At 41.2% G+C, this 19,698-nt stretch carries 17 protein-coding genes; 5 read left to right on the top strand and 12 right to left on the bottom strand.

The window, feature by feature from the left end; genetic code table 11:
• Positions 1-88: 88 nt before the first annotated feature.
• The 11 genes from CUC15_RS04780 to CUC15_RS04730 all read right to left on the bottom strand — a co-directional run bounded on the left by CUC15_RS04780 (position 89) and on the right by CUC15_RS04730 (position 11,665).
• A complete protein-coding gene (locus CUC15_RS04780) occupies positions 89-1,327 on the bottom strand; it encodes an NAD(P)/FAD-dependent oxidoreductase (protein ID WP_114915582.1) in 1,239 nt (412 codons plus the stop codon).
• Positions 1,324-1,653: a non-heme iron oxygenase ferredoxin subunit gene (locus CUC15_RS04775; protein WP_114915581.1), complete on the bottom strand. Its 330-nt coding sequence runs from the start codon at positions 1,651-1,653 to the stop codon at positions 1,324-1,326. Before CUC15_RS04775 ends, CUC15_RS04780 begins: the two co-directional genes overlap by 4 nt.
• Positions 1,654-2,060: 407 nt before the next feature.
• Positions 2,061-3,365: an Nramp family divalent metal transporter gene (locus CUC15_RS04770; RefSeq protein WP_114915580.1), complete on the bottom strand. Its 1,305-nt coding sequence runs from the start codon at positions 3,363-3,365 to the stop codon at positions 2,061-2,063.
• A 322-nt stretch (positions 3,366-3,687) separates the two neighbouring features.
• Complete coding sequence (locus tag CUC15_RS04765) at positions 3,688-4,479, bottom strand: SDR family NAD(P)-dependent oxidoreductase (RefSeq protein WP_114915579.1); 792 nt, start codon at positions 4,477-4,479, stop codon at positions 3,688-3,690.
• Entirely contained in the window at positions 4,476-4,709 is a 234-nt protein-coding gene (locus CUC15_RS04760; protein ID WP_114915578.1) for a dihydrodiol dehydrogenase, read from the bottom strand. The genes CUC15_RS04765 and CUC15_RS04760 overlap by 4 nt, the downstream gene beginning before the upstream one ends.
• Before the next feature lie 13 nt (positions 4,710-4,722).
• The gene (locus tag CUC15_RS04755) at positions 4,723-5,244 is read right to left on the bottom strand and encodes an aromatic-ring-hydroxylating dioxygenase subunit beta (protein ID WP_114915577.1); all 522 of its coding nucleotides are present in this window, start codon (positions 5,242-5,244) and stop codon (positions 4,723-4,725) included.
• Between the two features lie 45 nt (positions 5,245-5,289).
• A complete protein-coding gene (locus tag CUC15_RS04750) occupies positions 5,290-6,600 on the bottom strand; it encodes an aromatic ring-hydroxylating oxygenase subunit alpha (protein ID WP_114915576.1) in 1,311 nt (436 codons plus the stop codon).
• Positions 6,600-7,535 carry a dihydrodipicolinate synthase family protein gene (locus CUC15_RS04745; RefSeq protein WP_114915575.1) on the bottom strand — a complete coding sequence of 312 codons (936 nt, stop codon included), beginning with the start codon at positions 7,533-7,535 and terminating at the stop codon, positions 6,600-6,602. Before CUC15_RS04745 ends, CUC15_RS04750 begins: the two co-directional genes overlap by 1 nt.
• Positions 7,536-7,604: 69 nt before the next feature.
• Positions 7,605-8,456, bottom strand: coding sequence for a VOC family protein (locus CUC15_RS04740; protein WP_114915574.1), 852 nt, complete (start codon positions 8,454-8,456; stop codon positions 7,605-7,607).
• Between the two features lie 818 nt (positions 8,457-9,274).
• Positions 9,275-10,726 carry an aldehyde dehydrogenase family protein gene (locus CUC15_RS04735; RefSeq protein WP_114915573.1) on the bottom strand — a complete coding sequence of 484 codons (1,452 nt, stop codon included), beginning with the start codon at positions 10,724-10,726 and terminating at the stop codon, positions 9,275-9,277.
• Positions 10,727-11,215: 489 nt separating this feature from the next.
• A complete protein-coding gene (locus tag CUC15_RS04730; protein WP_114915572.1) occupies positions 11,216-11,665 on the bottom strand; it encodes an Lrp/AsnC family transcriptional regulator in 450 nt (149 codons plus the stop codon).
• A gap of 590 nt (positions 11,666-12,255) precedes the next feature.
• Here CUC15_RS04730 and CUC15_RS04720 point away from each other — a divergent pair.
• From CUC15_RS04720 to CUC15_RS04695, 5 genes are all read left to right on the top strand, one after another.
• On the top strand, positions 12,256-13,869 hold the full coding sequence (locus tag CUC15_RS04720) for a gamma-glutamyltransferase family protein (RefSeq protein ID WP_114915570.1): 1,614 nt from the start codon (positions 12,256-12,258) through the stop codon (positions 13,867-13,869).
• Between the two features lie 20 nt (positions 13,870-13,889).
• Positions 13,890-14,471: a chromate transporter gene (locus CUC15_RS04715; RefSeq protein ID WP_114915569.1), complete on the top strand. Its 582-nt coding sequence runs from the start codon at positions 13,890-13,892 to the stop codon at positions 14,469-14,471.
• A complete protein-coding gene (locus CUC15_RS04710; protein ID WP_423241359.1) occupies positions 14,468-15,004 on the top strand; it encodes a chromate transporter in 537 nt (178 codons plus the stop codon). The genes CUC15_RS04715 and CUC15_RS04710 overlap by 4 nt, the downstream gene beginning before the upstream one ends.
• Positions 15,005-15,250: 246 nt before the next feature.
• Positions 15,251-16,225, top strand: coding sequence for an asparaginase (locus tag CUC15_RS04705; RefSeq protein WP_114915568.1), 975 nt, complete (start codon positions 15,251-15,253; stop codon positions 16,223-16,225).
• 364 nt (positions 16,226-16,589) lie between these two features.
• Positions 16,590-17,864, top strand: a complete 1,275-nt coding sequence (locus CUC15_RS04695) for a SulP family inorganic anion transporter (RefSeq protein ID WP_114915566.1) — start codon at positions 16,590-16,592, stop codon at positions 17,862-17,864.
• Between the two features lie 858 nt (positions 17,865-18,722).
• On the opposite strand, the gene CUC15_RS04690 is transcribed toward CUC15_RS04695, so the two are convergent.
• Entirely contained in the window at positions 18,723-19,532 is an 810-nt protein-coding gene (locus CUC15_RS04690; protein ID WP_162800266.1) for a hypothetical protein, read from the bottom strand.
• Positions 19,533-19,698 lie beyond the last annotated feature (166 nt).

Raw genomic sequence — 19,698 nt, 5'->3', positions numbered from 1 at the left:
AAACTTTCCAATTATTTTCTTTCCCTATTTCAGATACTTCAATAAACCCCATATTCCTCACCTATTATGAGGAATACGGGTTTGAATGCTAATTATTAGTCTCTTTTGTTGCTACTTCCTTAATTTTTTGGTGAGTGTCACCCAAAATGCTCGGATCATTAAATATTGTGTTTTGCATAATAAAACGTCTTACTGGAATCACATTTTTAGGGTCATTGACAAATAGAGCACCTACAATTTTGTTGTTTTTCAGATAAAAGAAGGTGAATTTTTTTTCTTCTATACTTCCGCGTAATACTGTAGAATCCCAATCCTTTGCATGGCCTAAATATTGAAATCTAACATCATATTGATCAGACCAAAAATAAGGAATAGTATTATACCTTTCCGTTTTTGGATTGAACATATTTTTAGCGGCCGTTTTTGCCTGATTCATCGCATGATCCCAATGTTCTACACGGATTTTTTCTCCGAAGTATGGCCATAATGCACAATCTCCGGCTGCAAAAACCCCTGGAATATTTGTTTCGCAATACTCATCGACCATTATGCCGTTTGCTGCATTGATTTCTGTTCTCTCAATCAGATTCAAGTCCAGTTCTACACCAATTCCAATGACTACAGCCTGACATGGAATTCTTCTTCCGGTATTCGTAACAACCTCTTTAACGCTATCTTCACCTGTTAATTCGGTCGCAAATTCATTTGTAATCAGATTCACGCCATTCGAACGGTGTAATTTTGCAATAAACTCTCCCATTCTATCACCAAGAATATTCCGCAGAGGGGTTGGAAGTGCCTCTATGACCGTAACATTGATACCTTTTCTGCGGCAGGATGCTGCTACTTCAGAGCCGATAAATCCAGCACCAATAATAACAATATCTTCACAGGATTGTAAGTCTTGCTTTAATAAAATGGAATCTTCTTTTGTTTTCAAATAATGAACATGCTTAAGTTCTGTTCCTGGAATGTTCAGTTTTCGCAACCTAGAGCCTACTGCAATTAAAAGTTTATCCCAGGTAACCGTTTCATGATTATCCAGTTCAACAAGTTGTTTATCTAGATCCAATCTGATTGCAGATCTACTTAAATTCAATTTTATGTTATTGTCATCGTAAAAATTGGGGCTTCGTAACAAAATTTGTTCTTCATCCAATTCACCCGTTAAAAATCCTTTTGATAATGGCGGTCTGTCATAAGGTAAATTTGAATTTTTATCAAGGAGCATAATTTCATTCTTATAGCCTTCATTCCGCAAAGTCGCTGCTGCATTTAATCCAGCCATTCCTGCTCCAATAATCACAAATCTGTTATTTGTGGTCATTCCTTCCCCCCCTTTGGTTCATTTTTTATCCAAATTTCATCATTTTGTATTTTTACTTCAAAAACAAGGAGGGGTTTTGTAGCTGGAGATTCTAATACAGCACCATTTCTTAAATCAAAACAAGCAAAATGGAGCGGGCAGGTAATAGTATGACCGTCTAAATCCCCATCTATCAGTTCCGCATATTCATGTGTACATATTGCATGACAAGCATAAAACTCCCCTTCAACGTAATTAAGTATGACAGGGTATCCATTAACTGTATATTGCTCCATATCTTCATCCTCAAATTCATCTGTTTTACCAACAAAAGTAAAGCCATCCATAAGCTCATATACCTACCTTTCATTTTGTAATTCTCCAATGTATTGGGAGGCGATACCCACCATTGAACTTGTTTAGCAGGAAATGGATTATATTTGCGCAGAGTGGTCACACCCCGTTTTAGCGCCAACAAGCCGAGCCTGCAAGAAAAGTGACAACACCCATGTGGAACAGAAGAATAGCCAATATGTCCATGAACGCAATGACGCGTTGGTAACCATCGTAACCGTCGCCTGTCTTAATGAGGTTTATGAATACGTCAATATTGGTGCAATTTTTATTCTACCCATCCGTCAGTCACTGTACGGATGGGCAAGGCTATCGAATATATCAGATTTGTTCCGTCAATTAATATAATGAAAATTCAGAATTACATTAGTATGGAAGGGTATTTCTGACATCATTCTATTCACAAGAATAGATCCACTATCCACTCTACGGATAACCAAACTGTTAAAGCAGTAGTTAGTACTAGTAAAACATTTTCAAACCAATTATTCGTGTATTTACCTAAATGGCTCTTTTTATTCGAAAGTACCAGAAGTCCAATAGCAATTGCTGGAACAAGCAATGTTTGTATTGCATTAACAAAAATGGTCATTACAACAAAACCAGGCATTCCTGGTATTGTCCACACGATTGGTGCAACAAGGATAAATAGACTTATCCACCTGAACCATGGGTCGTTTTCAAGTTTATCTCCATATTTCTCCCTTCGTTCTTTCTTGATTATTTGGAAACAATCCACGGCTAAACGGGGATAACCATTAGCAAAACCAATAACACTGCTATACAGAATCCCAAATGCACCCAAGTAAAATACTATAGATCCAAAAGGTCCTAAATAAATAGAAAGAGCTTGAGAAATATCACTTAAATTATTAACCTGGATACCATTTGGTCTTAAAATTTCTGCTCCAACAATCCAAATGGATAAGCAAATTACTGCCGCAGCAAAGAATGCGAATAATAAATCGTAACGTGCAAGTTTTATAAATGATGGATTATCCCATCCTTTTTCCTTCATAAAATAAGGATAGAGAAAGTTCGTCATAGACCCAGCTACAGCTCCTATTAACGAACTCGCTACTAAAAACACCCCAAAAGGAGAACCAGTGTTTTCTGGGATACCAAACCCAATCGTCCCTTTAATAATCTGACCGACATCAGGAAGAACATAGATAGCCAGCCCAATAAAGGCAATTGACATTATGCCAAGCAATAGTTTCATTATTTTTTCAATGGTATTGTACATATTGCGTCCGGTAACAAAGAGGGCACTTAAAACAACAACGATTGACCATATAAATGGTGAGCCGAAATTAAAAAGCCAGGCAAGAACTTCTCCAGTTCCAATTATCATAATAGCACCGCCTAAGTGCCCTATAATTATAGCGGCAATCCCCATAAACCAGGGGATAAACCTTCCCATTTCCGCAAACCCAGCCAATATTGATAGCCTTCCCTTGTTACTAAGCTGGTATCGTGCTATAATATTTACAATAACGAAACGAATAATAAACGCACCAGCAAGGAGCCACATAAGATTATACCCATAGTTTGATCCGGAAACAGCAGAAACAACAAGATCGCCCGCAGCTATCATTGTCAATACAGCAACGATTCCCGGTCCAAAGGAAAGAAAATATTTTCGAAGAGAATTTCTCCCTGTTTTGGTCTCTATTGGCTTTTCAATATTTGTATTCGGTTCCATCACGTCTTCCCCCTTGTAACTTATTAAACCTTCAACATCAGGTTGCCCGAAGAGGTACTTAGATAGCAAATTACCAAAACATAAGAGTACGGTAATTACCTGCACTCATACATTTCTTTACGCATCGTCTATGTTTTATTTAGTAACATGATGTTTCCGGCTTTCGTGCAACTTCTGTACCAACGCCCTATCTTCTGAATTTATACTTGAGACAGGTGATTTTGTAGTACCTGTGTTTAATCCTGCCACTTCTATCGCTGCTTAATATTTATATTGGAGTTGACAATAGGGCAGTTAGTACCTGCACTATACTCCGCCCACCTCAATCCTGATAACGCAATCCGCGGACGTCCATCCCCCCATCGCTCGGAAGTACGGTCCCTGTTAACGTTTTTGACATGTTACTTGCAAGAAACACATACGCTCCAGCGTGGTGTTCCGGGTCCGGTGTTAGGTTGAGTGGATTTCTTTTTTTTGGGCTTTCCCCTGGTGTCCCAGTGCTCCGGAACCCTTCCAGGCTTGACAAACTGGTAAGGTCAGTCGCTGTTACCCCGGGTGCAACCCCATTTACCCTCACATCTGGAGCGAACTCATGCGCCAGCTGTCGAATGAGACCGAGGGTAGCATGTTTGCTTGCCGAATAAAGAGGCCCGCCACCTCCCGCGTGAAATGCCGCGATTGAAGAAGTCAAAACAACCGTACCGTTTGGTGACTTAGTCAATTCGTCGACGCTCGCCTTGATTCCGAACAAAACCCCTTTGACGTTTACGTTAAAAAGTTCATCAAATGCTTGGTCTATAGCCGTGATCGGCATATCTTTCAGTGCGACCCGACCGTCAAATAGGCCGGCATTTCCCACGAATGTATCGAGTTGCCCCCAACGTTCGAGGGCCGTATTCACAGCCCGTTGATTATCCTCGTACTTACATACGTCACCTTGGATCCCAATTACGTTCTCACCAAACTGTTCCTCCAGTGACTTTACTCTAGCCTCGGAAAACTCAAGCACACACACCTTAGCACCTTCCCCGACAAAGCGCTTCACCACAGCCTTCCCAATGCCAGATCCACCACCGGTAATGAGCGCCACTCTGCCCTTTAACAAGTTAGTCATACATCGTCCTCCTCTGTGCCAAACGGTGTCTCCAGGAACTTAGAAAATGTCTCCATATCTTGCCATGTAAGTGATTCTAATGCCAAGGCGTCCAGCTGAATGCTAAATCCTAATCGCGGCGAAGAAATCTCCAAGCGCATGCCATTCCTCGTATGCACACGCTTACAAATTACGGATGCAAATTCATTTTTAATTTCGATTTCATTGGTTGATTTAAGTTGTTTTTTCATATTTATCACTTCTTTACAGAAAAATTGATAGATGACCCGTACCCAAGGATGACTGGTCAACTATGATTGTCCGCTCGGAAAGCTTCCAAGCGCCATCCACACGTCTCAATATATCATTGCGTTTTCCTGAAATGAGGTCGGCATCTGGAGAGTCGCCTCTGTTCCAATAGACGAGAAAGTTGCTGTTGACCTTCACTTCGTCGTTGGAGACGGAAAACGCCCGCACATTTGTTACAAGATGTCGTGTCCGCGAAGGCGGGTCTTCTGCCCACGCGTATTCTGTTTGTAGCCTGTCGACCCGGAGTTGTAATGTGCTCCGGTCATCATAGAAATGATACATATCCACAGATACGTCAGGCAAATCTGATCGCTCCCGCGTAAGGCGGACAGGCATTCGATACGTGCACGAGTCTGTCATCATGTCCAACCATTCTTCAAAACGTCCATCGTCAATCTTGCTTGCTTCTTCGTACAAAAAATCCTCGATTTCTTCACGTACATCGCTAGAGACTTTCTTCAATTTTTGCTCAATCATTTGTTGAACCCCCAAAATTCGGTCTTAGTAATAGAGCTCTTAAATTTACACACCACTATCCAACAAGCTACCCAACCACCACTCGTAATATTTCCTCGCGTTTTCTTCCTGCCACTTTCCTTCGTAAACGGTTCCTGGTCCAGGAAAATCACTCATAGGCGTTCGTCCTAAACCTATTTGATACTTTAACGGAACCGAGGCCGCCACATCGCTGCGGCTGTTTCTCGTAATACCTTCATAATTCACTCCATCGTCCTGTTCGGCCATCCCACTTGAACTATGGTTCAGCAAGTAACTCTGCATAGACATTTCCTTCACCCTATCGCTCGCCCGCTTCTCTACAAGAAGCCATGACCACCCTTCGGCATTTTCTGGCCCTTTTGGCTGCCATTGCTTGATGGTCGTGAAACTGACCACCTCATCCCCTACCTTGCGAGAACTTATCAGAAAAGACAAGTTAGGTGAAATGTTGCCATGGACATTAAACATTTCCTTTAAGATGCCCAATTGTCCCTCCGAAAGATTCGCTTCATAATCGTCCATGAAGTCCCTATTAAAAATCATCTCTTCGCCGGGCGCAGAAATTCCACACCCATGTGCATTTGTGGCCGACACGTGATACCCTTTTTTGCGTTCTTTCACGTTTTTCACCTGACCCACGGACATGAGTGATTGATGCGTGAACAAGAAATGGTACGAGTCGGACACAAAATTTTCAGCCGGTAACTTCCAGTTCGAGCGAACCTCGTATCTTTGGGGCTGTCCTAGTACCTCCAACTCCGTTCGATTGAAAAAGATGTCCATGTACCATTTCATATCACCGAGAAACGCATCTAATGATTCGCCTTCGTGATTCCACGTCGCAAAAATTAAGCCGTGATACTGATCCGACCTTGCTTGTATCAAGCTGAATTTCGACCAGTCGAATTCCTTACCATACACCTGCTTCCGATAAGGAACGCCTACGAGGTCTCCTTTATTGGAGTAAGTAAATCCATGGTAAGGGCATCTGAAATGGCTGCAGTTTCCCATGTCCGTTCTACTTATTCTGTTCCCTCGGTGTCTACAGAAGTTGAGAAACACTCGAATCTCGTTATCTTCACCTCTGGAAACGATAACGTCCTCTTCGCCCATGCGACGCGTAACATAATCGCCCGGCGACGGTATTTCGGTCTCGTGAGCGATGAACAACCAATTTCTTTTGAAGATGCGTTCTAGCTCTAGCTGATAAATGTCGGATCGTTGAAAGATGAAGGGTGGAATCTCGCCCTCATCTGGCTTCACCGTTGAACTCAACAATTTTTCCAACTCAGCCCGGCTGGTTACCTCTGGACCAGCTTCCAGTTCATTGCTCATTATACTCCCTCCTTCTTCTTTAATGCCCAATCAAGGCCGACCTCTTTATGAACGGAGCGCAAGGTCTCCAAATCTCCGCTGTCCAAGTCTTGAGACGGATAACGAGGAAACAGTTTAATGTCGAAACCTCGAAGTTGGAGTGCTTCTTTATGAGCGCTTCGACCTTTCTTTCCCCAAAGCTGCCGCAAGGTCTCCGATATAGCGTTTGCTTGATGATGATAACGAACGGCACTCTCATAATCGCCGTTCTCGAGTGCATTCCACAAATTCACGCTTAACTCCGGCACATGGGCTGTAGCTGGATTGATGACCCCGTCAAACCCAACAGGCTTTCCTACAAGCAAGTTGGCAATCCCCCCTGTGAATATAGCCATATCCTGAGGTAAATGCCGTAAATATCCTAATGCACGGCCAGTGTCCATTACATTAAGCTTGATGCCGCGAATCGTTGGAATCTCCTTCTTGAGCCAGAGTACCCGTTCCACTCGCATATGAATTCCAGTGTATTTCTCGTGATCATAAATAAACATTGGGATGTGGATTGCATCTGCCACCTGACGATAATGTTCCAAAATTTCGTAGTCTGTGTGGTCGTTATAGTAAAATGGCGGTACGAGACAGACTGCAGTGCTGCCAGCCTGCTCAGCGTGCTTTGCAAGCTCTATAGACGTAAAGGTATCCACCGTCCCGCAGTGGGTGACGAACGGAATCCGACCATCTACCTGCTCGGCCACGAGTTCGACCACTTGTTTCCTTTGATCTGTCCGCATTGCGGGTCCCATACCGAACGATCCGCAGACGAAAAAGCCATCCACATTCGCATCCAAATAAAATTTGATCAACTGTTTCATGGTGACAATATCAACTTCACCGTCGGAAAGAAAAACCGTGGGCAAAGGTATAACAACACCTCGCATCAATTTGCCTTCAGACATCCAAACAAACCCCTTCCTTTAATCCGAATTGTACAACATCCCCAGCCTGCCGACGAACCAGGTTGCATGTTACCGAACTCCCTTTTTCACTTGCGCCCAGACATCGACAAAAGGCTTGTGTTCTCGAATATGATCCTCCCCATCGTCAATTTGCTCCATTTCGCAGTAATACTCTACAAAAAATCCGTCCGGATCTTTGATGTAGATGGCAATGTTATTTCCGATTCCGTGACGCATCGGGCCGGATGCTACCGGAATTCCTTGCCTTGCAAACCAGTCACATGCCCGCTTCATTTCATTCCAACTTTCAAGTTCGTAAGCGTGATGGTGGAGCGTCGTATTCTCCGCAGGTAGAAAAGCAATCGCGTGGTGATCGGCATTACACCGCATCCACGCCCCATTGTCAGCACGCCGGTCTGACAAACGAAAGCATGCCACTTCTCGATAAAACGGTTCTATTTCCTCTATATTTTTATTAAGTAACGTAAGATGCCCGAGGCCATTGATTTTAAAGGGACCCGATGAGAAAATTCCTTCTAACCGTTCCAACGAACGATACACTTCTATCCACGTCCCATTAGGATCTTGAAAGCGAATCGCTTTCCCCAACCGACCGGGTTCTGGAGGAGCCTCCGTCACTTCGACTCCCTTCTTTTCCAACCAAAGCTTTAATTGCTCGGTCTGAGCGTCGGAGTGGGTTTCGTAAGCGATATGATCAAGCCGAGCCACCGAGCTCGGGCGGAGCTCTAAGGCGTGGTGCTCGAATTGACTTCGCAAGTACGCTGTCCCGTCCGCATCTTGCTCTACCATGACGAGGTTACAGACCCGTGTGTAAAAATCGATTGACCGATCCATATCGGTTACCCCCAATGAAACGTGACCCATTTTCTTTAAAAACCATGGTCGATTATGTTTCTCCACATAACTCTCCCCTTCTTATTTGTAAGTTTAGCAAATCAAACACTGGCTGGAATAACTTGGTGTGGATCTTAGGTCATCAAATTGGTCGGGCACGCTTCCTTTAAATCGGATCGACTACCGACATCAAACCGATTCTCCATAAGCCGACAATAGCGTTGCACCGGAAATGCGCCCAAGAATGACCAAAAATCTAGCCACTTCCTAAAAGTAAAATCTCACATTTGCAAGCATCAAATCCCACGATGTCCTCGGACGGCAGGCGAGTGGATTCTAATTCGCTCACGCGGTAATAATAGCATCCCTCGTCATGACCGACGCAAAACGACCGTTCTCATCATTGAGATTTTCCAATCCCGTACTCGTTGCGCAAATTACAGGAAGCGCTTACAAAGGAACAATCATAAGCTAGCCCACACGGTAGAATCGACGCAAATATACTTGTTGACTCCCGTAACAATCACATTCGTGATCCCTTGCTACACAGTTTCATACTAAATTTTATACCAATGAACGTATCGAAACGATTTTTAATCTCGTCATCACCTCCCCCTGCTGGTACAAACGATAGCCTTCCTCCCTCAGCTTCCGGGTTCACAAATACCACTTGCATCATTCCAGTCCAACCTAGAGGGATAAATTATCGCATCTGGAGGGCTGGACCGAATGTATCCCTCACAGTTCACTTTTCGCTTTGTCGACCAAGCGCGCTTCAAATCTCATGAATAGCATCGAGATTCGATACCGGCTTTCCAATGTGCTCGTCTGCGATTTTGAACGTCGACGACGAGTAACGTAGTAGGCGGTGTGTGAACCCAAAATCAACTAGTTAAAATATTTACGCTCTTAAGTTGCGTGTAACTTAGAAGTTCATCCAAACAATGCTCCCGACCGATACCGCTATCCTTAGTACCCCCAAATGGCACCCCGTGGTAACGACGTTCGACACCATTAACCCACACGAATCCGGCTTCTACAAGTGGAACAGTCTTGAGCACAGTGTTGACATCATTCGTCCAAATGCTGGCCGTCAGCCCGTACGCCACGGAGTTGACTGATTGAATCATCTCATCGTAATCATCCCATTCAATGAGAGAAAGAACGGGGCCAAAAACCTCTTCCTGTGCGATGGTCATTTCAGTAGTTACTTGATCGAATACGGTAGGCTTGAAGAAGTATCCCTTATTAAATGGCTCGTCAGCATAAGGTTCACCTCCGTACAACAATCTAGCCCCTTCTTGCTTGGCCACATCAACATAGTGACTAGTCTTGTCAAATTGCCGCTTGGAGGTGAGGCAACCCATCTCAGTATCCTCGTGACTTGGATCACCGGGTTTTATCGCCTGAACGCCAGCGATTACTTTGTCAATAATTGCGTCGCGCTGCGACTTGTGAACGAATACCCGGGACGTGGATCCGCACGACTGACCAAGGCAACGCTTAAAGTTCATACCGGCAAGAACAGCATTGGCAGCTGTCCCCGCATCCACATCCGGAAAAATGATCATCGGATTCTTGCCACCCAGCTCAAGCGTCGTTTGCTTCAAAACTCCACTACCAGCGGCACCCTGCATAATCTTCTTCCCAGTCTCCGGACCCCCGGTGAACGCAAGACGCCGAACTCGAGGATGCTGGACCAAAGCCGAACCTGGCTCCTCTGCCCCGGTGACGATGTTCAGCACGCCCGCAGGCAAAATATCCTGTGCCAGCTTTACAATGTACAAAGCGGATAACGGCGTTTCCTCGGATGGTTTCAGAATGACGGTGTTACCAGTGACGAGCGGACTAACGAGATGCTGAATCGTAAACATCGCGGGGTGATTAAATGGCATGATACGTCCAACAACGCCGAAAGGTTCGCGCAACGTCATATGTATGTTGTTTGGAGTTGTGGCCGGAATCGTTTCACCCTTGACCTCCAACGCCAACCCTGTCATGTATTCAAGGTGCTTGATGGCTTTGAGCACATCTTTTCGCATTTCGACGAGCGGATTTCCAGAATCCTTCGCATCTATCAGGGCTATCTCTTCCGCATGATCCAAAATCACGTTGCCCAAACGTCTCAGTAAGGTGGCCCTTTCCCCAAACCCTAGATAACGCCAATTATGTCCCGCTTGTTCTGCGGCTTTGACCGCCTTGTCAATATCACGACTACTGCCCGCAGGAACAGTGGCGATCCACTCCCCTGTCGCTGGATTGCAAACGTCTATGACTGCCCCTGAAACAGCGTTACACTGTTCTCCTCCGATAATCATCTTCGGATAGCTCTCCATTGTTTCATCCCCATCCTTCCTAAATCGTTACGTTCTTAATCCCTATCTCACTCAATCAATTTCGACCTCTCAACCGCACTCCGGGATTTTAGCAAAACCGGAATGATATTCTCAGAATAGTCACGTTATGTTCTTATTGACCAAGTTGTTTCAAACATTTGTTAACCAAAATATTAAAATGACCTAACATTTGTAGCCTATTATAAATGAACCATAATCAAAATTCAATAGTATATATTAAATATTTAAAAAATTTTGATTAAATTTGTAACAAATCTTCTTTTCAAAAAAAATACGCCAGAATTTAATCCCTGGCGAGGTTAAAGGGCATATTGAATAAATTTAGAACTTGATTAACATGCAATGCTGGATACAATACTCCATACTGTCGATAATTGAGTCGTGTGAACAGATTATTTGATAACCATAACACTTAAAATTAAGGAGGTTAATCTTCTTATGCAGGACTTGCTCACTTTTTAGTTCCTGCTACAGCTTATAGCCGGTTCTGCTTTTGAATCTTTTTAATAGAACAGAACTTTCTACTCTTATGATCCCCTGCACAGAATAAAGCTCATTATTTATAAAGGTTTCCAGTTTTTTAAAATCCTCTACTAAAACATGCATATGGAGGGTGCTAGGGCCAGTCATTTGATAAATGCTTGCCACATGTGGATTGTCAGCTAGGTTTTGTGCAACGTCCTGTAATTGTTTTGGTTCCACGTCCACTTCAAAAAACGCAGATACCTTCTTACCGATTTTTTCCGAATTAATGGATACAGTAAATTTTTCAATTATCCCCTTATCAACGAGGTTTTTAACTCTGGCCTTGACGGCTACTCGGGATAGTCCCACTTTTTCAGCCAGTTCCACATATGAAACTCTACCGTCCTCAACTAATTCTTCTATAATTTGTTTGTCTATATTATCATAGTTCAATATTAGAGCTCCTTTTCCCAAATCCCTGATTTTTGAATTAACTCAATATTATATAAAGATTGTTTAAAAGTAAAGAAGTTCTCATAATGAAAGTTATTTACTAAAATATCATAAGAAATAAAGTTTTATGAATTAATTTTGTACTTTTTGATAATAAGCGGTTGACAGTAGTTGTTAAATAGTATAATTTGGAATTGAGTTTAAAATCGGAAAATTTAAATAATAAGTTCTTTGTTGAATAGGTAAAAACAAATGAATTGGAAATATCTTTGGGGATCTCGCAAAAAATGGCCATAGGGAAGTAGACCTCCAGTCACTTGTAAAATACTGGAAGTTCCAACAAGGTAATTGATGAAGAATTGCCTTATCGCGTCACCTTCGGCGTATAGATTTGTTTGTTGCGGAGCAGCGCATCGATCAGGCGCACCTAAGATCATTATCTAGAAATATCCCGAAGCATCTAAGTCCGAAATTTGTATTCCAGGCTAGCCCAGAATACAAAACCATAGATTCATTTGTCGAGGAACAAAACAAACCGGAAATTGACATCAACTGTGAAGTTAAAACTTATTATCCAAGGAGATGCTTTTATGAATTCATTCACTAATCAGGCCCACCCGTACCCCATCAACCGGAATGCGTCGTATGCTAAGAATGGCATGGTTGCAACATCCCAGCCGTTAGCTGCCCAAGCTGGCTTAGATATTTTGAAAAAGGGTGGTAATGCGATTGATGCGGCAATTGCCACCGCTGCATGCCTTACGGTCGTTGAACCAACTTCTAATGGAATAGGTGGTGATGCATTTGCGCTTGTCTGGACCAAAGGGAAACTGCATGGTCTTAATGGAAGCGGACGCTCGCCTGCAAACATTTCTATTTACGATGTTAAAAAGTCAGGATATGATGAGATGCCGAAATATGGCTGGATGCCCGTAACCGTACCTGGTGCACCGGGGGCATGGGCAGAACTGTCTGAGCGGTTTGGTAAACTTCCATTATCTGAAGTGTTACAACCTGCTATTAGTTATGCAGAAGAAGGATTTCCGATCTCACCAACGTTGGGTAAGTTTTGGAAGAAAGCTTATCAGACCTTCAGTAACTGCTTAACTGATCCGTCTTTTAATTATTGGTTCGAAACATTTGCACCCAAAGGCAGAGCTCCAAAAATAGGAGAAACCTGGTCATCGCTGGATCATGCAGAAACATTGCGATCAATTGCAAAAACGAACGCTGAGTCTTTTTATCGTGGCGAACTAGCTGACAGGATTGTAAATTTTTCAAAGGAAACGGGCGGGTATTTAACTTCAAAGGACCTGTCTGAATATAAGCCGGAATGGGTTGATCCTATTAAGGTCAATTACCGTGGATATGAAGTATGGGAAATACCACCAAACGGGCAGGGACTAATTGCTTTGCAGGCACTGAATATACTAAAAGGCTTTGCATTTAACGAAAAAGAATCAGTGGATACATACCACAAACAAATTGAAGCTATAAAACTGGCATTTGCTGATGGTCGCAAACACATAACAGATGAATCCCATATGAAATATTCAACGAATGATATCTTGTCGGATGAATACGGGAACTTACGAAGGGAACAGATTGGAGAAACGGCCCTACAGCCGGAAGCAGGTGAACCTTCCTTAAGTGGGACTGTTTACTTGGCTGCAGCCGACAATGAAGGAAATATGGTTTCTTTTATCCAAAGTAATTATATGGGATTTGGATCCGGCCTGGTTGTTCCGAGAACAGGCATTGCATTACAAAATCGAGGACACAGTTTCTCGTTGGATCCCGATCATGTGAATGCTTTAAAAGGTGGAAAAAAGTCGTATCATACGATCATTCCAGGATTCTTAACAAAAGGAGACAATCCGGTTGGGCCATTCGGAGTTATGGGTGGTTTTATGCAGCCCCAGGGACATGTGCAGATCGTCATGAATATGATTGATTTTGATTTAAATCCGCAGGCAGCGCTTGATGCTCCAAGATGGCAATGGTTAAAAGATAAGGTTATCGATGTAGAAAACCGTTTCCCACATCACCTTGCACAACAGCTTGCTGAAAAAGGGCACGAAGTTCAAATTCAGTTGGAACCCAATCAATTTGGTCGCGGGCAGATAATATTGAGAGAACCAACCTCTGGTGTTCTTATAGGTGGTACTGAATCCAGAACGGATGGATCGGTTGCTTGCTGGTAATAAAATAAGGGGGACCTTGAATGAGACTTCAATGGAATTTATTCCTTGCATTTTTTAGAGTTGGAATGCTTGGCTATGGGGGTGGTCCCAGCTCCATACCATTAATTCACATAGAAACAGTTGAAAAATACAAGTGGGTATCTGATGAGGAATTCGGGGATATCCTTGCCTTATGCAATACACTCCCCGGGCCAATTATTACTAAAATGGCAGGATATATCGGTTACCGTGAATCAGGTTTCCTTGGGATGATTAATGCGGTAATCTCCTCCATCCTGCCAACAATATTTTTAATGATTATCCTATTATCCTCCTTATCGTCCGTAAAAAGCTTTGAATGGGTGAGTGGAATGACAGCCGCTGTGATACCAGTTGTCGGAGTTATGCTGGCGGTACTCACATGGCAATTTTTAGAAAAATCGGGAAAAGACCTAGGCTGGAAAAAGACAATTATCATGTCTGCAATTATTTTAGTAATTTTAGAACTCGGCATACATCCGGGTATTATTATTGGGGTCCTATTGATACTTGCCCTTATTCAAAAAGATAAAAGAAGTTCATCAGAAAAAAAACAAAAGGCAAGGGCAGGTGATGAACAATGATTCTTTATTGGAATATCTTTTTGGCCTTTTTCATACCCGGTATCTTGGGATACGGAGGTGGGCCTGCTTCCATTCCATTGATTGAGAATGAAGTAGTACAACGTTATGGATGGATGACCATTGAGAAATTCAGTGAAGTACTTGCCCTCGGCAATGCGTTGCCAGGACCAATTGCTACCAAAATGGCAGGATATATAGGCTATGAGGTAGGGGGAATACCGGGTGCATTGGTTGCTGTGTTTGCAACGGTTGCCCCTTCACTCATACTGATGATTGCTTTGCTGGGTGTTTTATATAAGTATAAAGAATCGGCTAAGGTTAAACGACTTACCCTTTATGTTCGCCCCGTTATTGCCCTGTTGTTGGGGTTAATGGCTTGGAACTTTTTTGTTGAATCATACGAGGAGGCGGGTATCTGGCAAACAGCATTTCTGATTGTTGTAAGTTATTTATTGATGGAACATGAAAAGATAAAGATACACCCTGCTTTTGTTATTGTAGGTGCATTGGTTTATGGTGGATTTTTCCTTTGATTTAATAAAAAGTTGTTATATGGCGCGATAGAAAGTTAGCGAATATTTGTAAATGCGATAGTCATTAGTGTTTATATTGCTAAACAGAATAATCGTCATCTTAATAAGGTGATATTGTTAAAATGACATAGAAAACAACGTTATGTCATTTCATTTATCCAAATGTTAACAGTTGGCATTATAGAAAATTTAATAGTTAACTTCTAATGGTACTTTGGTAAAGAAATGTATATAAGAGGTGATTAAATGAAGACGGTTGTACTTCTAACTACTGGGGGAACAATTGCTAGTAAAAGAAATCCTAAAACTGGTCTGTTAATCTCAGGTGCTCTGACGGGGAAGGAATTATCGTCCATGTGTGAGTTGCCTAATGATTTGACGGTTGACGTTCAATCCTTATTTCAAATTTCCAGTAATCAAATGACCTTTCAGTTATTGCTCGAACTGAAAGAGAAAATAGAGGATGTTTTTAAAGATAAAGCTGTTGATGGAATTGTGGTAACGCATGGGACAGATACATTGGAAGAAACGGCATATTTTCTAGACTTAACAATTGCCGATGAACGACCTGTAGTTGTAACTGGTTCACAGCGAGCACCAACAGAAATAGGATCTGATGCATTTTTGAATATTAGACAGGCGATTCTCGCCGCAAGTAATGATCATCTCAAGGGGATTGGGACAACTGTTCTATTTAATGAAAAAATTTTATCGGCTCGGTATATCAAAAAAGTTCATGCATCAAATCTTGATGGCTTTAGAGTGAACGGCTATGGAAACTTAGGAACTGTAGATAGAGAAGAAGTTCATTTATATCAAAGACCAGTTCAGAGGGAACTTCATTCAAATGTAGTGGAATTACCATCAGTAGATATTATCCCAACATATCTAGGAGGAGATGGAAGGTTTATTAGAGCGGCAGTAACTTCTGGGGCAAAAGGAATAGTGATTGAAGGAGCTGGGAGAGGGCATGTCCCGCCTTTAGCAGTAGATGAGATTAGAAATGCAATAAATCAAGGGGTGGTAGTCCTTTTAACGACACGTGCGGATGAAGGACTAGTGAAAGTAGTTTATGAGTTTGAGGGTAGTGTTGAACACTTGTTGCAGCAAGGTGTCTTACTGGGAAGAGATTATGATAGTAAGAAAGCTAGAATTAAATTAGCTACTTTATTAGCGGCTAAATATAACAAAGAAGAAATCCAAATGCTATTCAATCAATAAGGAATGGTATTCGTTATGATCAATGAAGATTGATCGAATTACTTAAAGGTTTACGTGTTTTAGATTTAGGGACACTAGTAGCAGGACCATTTGCAGGTAGATTGTTTCAATCTGAAGCAATTCCGAGAAATCCTTAAAAATACCCTGCTGTTCAGAATAAAAAGGGATGTCATAGGATAATCGTTGACCATCTTGCAAAATATAACGTTCGGTTAGATACATTTTAAAAAAGGAGCGATAATATCCCAAACCTCCTTCCACAATAAGCATAGTCGTTTTTCCAGGATGAAACTTTTTAGAATAAACCCACTCCTCGCAAAATATAGTACAAGTATGAGTGAACTTTTTAGGGGAGTTTTAAGAAATGATGAATAAGTTACTTCTTGGATTAAAACGGCCTATACATGATCAGCTATCAGACCTGATGGGAGATATTACTGCCGGGATGACTGTGGCAGTATTATTAATTCCTCAAAGCATGGCCTATGCCTTGATAGCAGGAGTGCCTGTAGAGCTCGGCTTGTCTGCAGCTTCTTTTCCGGTTCTAGTATATACATTCATTGGAAGGTCTAGGTACTTATCAGTGGGGCCCGTTTCGATTGTATCCCTATTGGCGTTTTCCGGTGTTTCCACAATCGCACAAGGGGATTCGACTCGGTTTATTGCGCTTATGATAACACTTACATTAATCGTCGGGGTAATTCAAACGTTACTTGGCTTTATAAAAGTTGGTTCCTTTTTTAATTACGTATCTTCTGCTGTGATTGATGGTTTTATTTCTGCAGCAGCTATTATAATTGTCCTGAATCAGGGAAAAGCACTGTTTGGGATAGACTTACCTAATTACGATAATATGATCTCCTTCGGCAAAGAACTTGCAAATCATATCTCAGAAGTAAACCCTTATATACTTGCTTTTGCTTCAGGAAGTATCGTTTTTTTACTTATTATGAAGAAGGTGCTTCCATCAGCCCCAGGAGCATTTATCGTTATCATTGCATCTGTAGTGATAACTAGTAATTTCGCTTTACATACAAAAAAAGGGGTAGACATCATAGGAAAAATACCACGGGGATTCCCTGAATTCGGTGTGGTTATTCCTTCTTACGATATTGTTTTGCAATTGTTTCCTGTTGCATTTATGATTGCGTTTATATCCTTTGTTGAATCCTATTCGATTGCAAGGCAGCTGGCGAATAATGACAGGGAAAAACTGTGCCCGAACCAAGAATTATACGCTTTGGGGTTGGCTAATGTAACAAGCTCAATTGCAGGTTCTATTCCCGTTGCCGGAGCTATTTCCCGAACAGCTGTCAACTATCAATCCGGTGCAAAAACCAAGCTCTCATTGATCGTGTCAGCACTATTTATATTTCTTGCAATCCTATTTTTAACGCCAATATTTTACTACTTACCGAAGGCGTCACTTGCAGCGATCATCATTATTGCTGTGTCTAAGCTGATTCATTTGAAGCAATTCATTCGTTATTTGAAAGGGAAACATACTGAGGCTTTTATGTTTCTAACTACCTTCCTGTCTACATTATTCATTGATATTTTTCTTGGTCTGATGATTGGCATTACCTTGTCACTGATAAGCACAATTATGAAGAAGGGTGGTTCCGGCATAGAAAACTAACATACAGGAGACGCTTAAAATACTAGAGTTTAAATCCCGTATGACTCTTTGATGGTGAAAGGCTGAGGGGTAGAAAACACGAGGTAGATACTGGCTTACAAATGTATTTAATTTTCACAAATAATTTATGAGTAGCTCGTTTTACAATCAGCGAATTTAATAGAGTAACGAAAAAATCCAATCTCTCCGCATTAATACAAACTGGTAACTGAATCCAGGTTAGTTAAGCGGACTCGATAAAATCTATACAAATAAAAAGAGATTTCTTTTGCTCTAAAGTAAATATATTAGCATTGATAACTTTGAGAATATGGAGCAAAAGGCTACATTAAACCTGATAGTCTTAGATTTTATTTACTAAAACTGCTGAGACAAATAATGAGCCTGTTAAATGGAGAGAGCTGTAATAGCTACTCCATTTTTTATTCTTTCTTTAAGAAAACAACCCGGATATTGAACTGATTGGTCTGTTGGAGTTAGCGTCTATGGAGGCAAATAAAGAGATAATAATACTGTCAAGATGTTCCACTTCCTAGTAGTAGGAAGTGGATTTTTATATTCATCTGATCATATTACTGAATCAAGACTTGTCCTTCTAACTTGGCTCAATGCTCTTCTCAAAAAAATAACACAAACGTACTCACCTAAATTTAAGTAAGTACATTTGTGTCGAAATCAATCTAGTACCAAACTATTATCTTGTGAAAAACCAAATTGCCACTAATATAATAGCAATTACTAACCATATAAGCGCTTGCCTATTTTTTTTCATGTGACAACACCCTAGTCTGTATATTTGTTTATATTATACTTCTATTTTTTAAAAATCATAGTGCCATTTAGTACAGCACTATAGTACTAACAAGCTGAGTACCATCTTGTTGGAACATAAAGATAACAATCTAAGTAGACACCGCACCCTTTATCTTGTTGAATAAATGCCCAAACGCCAATTCCTGCAACTGCAGCTACAAAACTAGTCACCCATCCTGGAGGGCTAGCAAAATAAGCAATCGTTGCATTTAAAGCAGCAACTCCACCACCATATAATGCTAGATTATCTTTTAGTTTTTCAACAAATTTATGTGACCAGTAAACTTGTAATCCCCACCAAGTAAAATCCCAGTCAAAGTTTTTCTTTTTATCAATAGCACTTCCTTCAATAACGCCTGATTCAGCTTTAGGTACAAATTTGTCACCTTCGATTTGAAGATCGGAACGATGTTTTTGAACTTCAGCATTATTTAGTTTGACGATTTCTTTCACTTCTTTTAGCTCTTTTTCAGTTAGAGCATCAGCAGCTTCCTTTTTAACTGTAAACTTCTCTGTCTCAGCATCTAAGTATACATAAGGCGTTGCCTTTTTAATTAACGCCTGTTTTGATTCTTCTGTTAAGCTTGTTGATGCAGATGAAAGACTAGGTAAAAATAGACTTACTAACATTGAAAATACCATTGCCAATAAAATAGTTTTCTTCTTAACACTTGATGTTACCATGGTTCCCCAACACCCCTTATTATTTTTTGGTTTTTGATTGACGATGTTCTCATAGTTTGGTCTTCCTTTACATCTACTTCCCCCCATGTATAAATGTAAAATCAACTGTGCTCGGTTATATAGTAGCATGGTATTAAAAATGGCGATTTTACAAAAATAAGTAATTTTCATAGATTGATTTCATAATCTGATTATTTATTGGAATATTTCCTGTTTAATAATAGAAATCAGTAATTTATAGGTTAATTAAGATTACAACTTGAATTATATTACTTTTTTTTAGATAAATATCTAAATGTAAATTTCTGCTAATTCCCCTTTTCATATATAAAAAAGC

Source organism: Oceanobacillus zhaokaii, from assembly GCF_003352005.1.
Classification (GTDB): Bacteria; Bacillota; Bacilli; order Bacillales; family Amphibacillaceae; genus Oceanobacillus; species Oceanobacillus zhaokaii.
Note: the sequence above shows the minus strand (reverse complement) of the source record. Positions and strands in the feature narration are given on the sequence as shown.

Excerpts from the sequence above, each read along its gene's own strand:
- CUC15_RS04780 (WP_114915582.1), bottom strand. The coding sequence starts at position 1,327 with ATGACCACAAATAACAGATTTGTGATTATTGGAGCAGGAATGGCTGGA.
- CUC15_RS04775 (WP_114915581.1), bottom strand. The coding sequence starts at position 1,653 with ATGGATGGCTTTACTTTTGTTGGTAAAACAGATGAATTTGAGGATGAA.
- CUC15_RS04770 (WP_114915580.1), bottom strand. The coding sequence starts at position 3,365 with ATGGAACCGAATACAAATATTGAAAAGCCAATAGAGACCAAAACAGGG.
- CUC15_RS04765 (WP_114915579.1), bottom strand. The coding sequence starts at position 4,479 with ATGACTAACTTGTTAAAGGGCAGAGTGGCGCTCATTACCGGTGGTGGA.
- CUC15_RS04760 (WP_114915578.1), bottom strand. The coding sequence starts at position 4,709 with ATGAAAAAACAACTTAAATCAACCAATGAAATCGAAATTAAAAATGAA.
- CUC15_RS04755 (WP_114915577.1), bottom strand. The coding sequence starts at position 5,244 with ATGATTGAGCAAAAATTGAAGAAAGTCTCTAGCGATGTACGTGAAGAA.
- CUC15_RS04750 (WP_114915576.1), bottom strand. The coding sequence starts at position 6,600 with ATGAGCAATGAACTGGAAGCTGGTCCAGAGGTAACCAGCCGGGCTGAG.
- CUC15_RS04745 (WP_114915575.1), bottom strand. The coding sequence starts at position 7,535 with ATGTCTGAAGGCAAATTGATGCGAGGTGTTGTTATACCTTTGCCCACG.
- CUC15_RS04735 (WP_114915573.1), bottom strand. The coding sequence starts at position 10,726 with ATGGAGAGCTATCCGAAGATGATTATCGGAGGAGAACAGTGTAACGCT.
- CUC15_RS04720 (WP_114915570.1), top strand. The coding sequence starts at position 12,256 with ATGAATTCATTCACTAATCAGGCCCACCCGTACCCCATCAACCGGAAT.
- CUC15_RS04715 (WP_114915569.1), top strand. The coding sequence starts at position 13,890 with ATGAGACTTCAATGGAATTTATTCCTTGCATTTTTTAGAGTTGGAATG.
- CUC15_RS04710 (WP_423241359.1), top strand. The coding sequence starts at position 14,468 with ATGATTCTTTATTGGAATATCTTTTTGGCCTTTTTCATACCCGGTATC.
- CUC15_RS04705 (WP_114915568.1), top strand. The coding sequence starts at position 15,251 with ATGAAGACGGTTGTACTTCTAACTACTGGGGGAACAATTGCTAGTAAA.
- CUC15_RS04695 (WP_114915566.1), top strand. The coding sequence starts at position 16,590 with ATGATGAATAAGTTACTTCTTGGATTAAAACGGCCTATACATGATCAG.
- CUC15_RS04690 (WP_162800266.1), bottom strand. The coding sequence starts at position 19,532 with ATGAAAATTACTTATTTTTGTAAAATCGCCATTTTTAATACCATGCTA.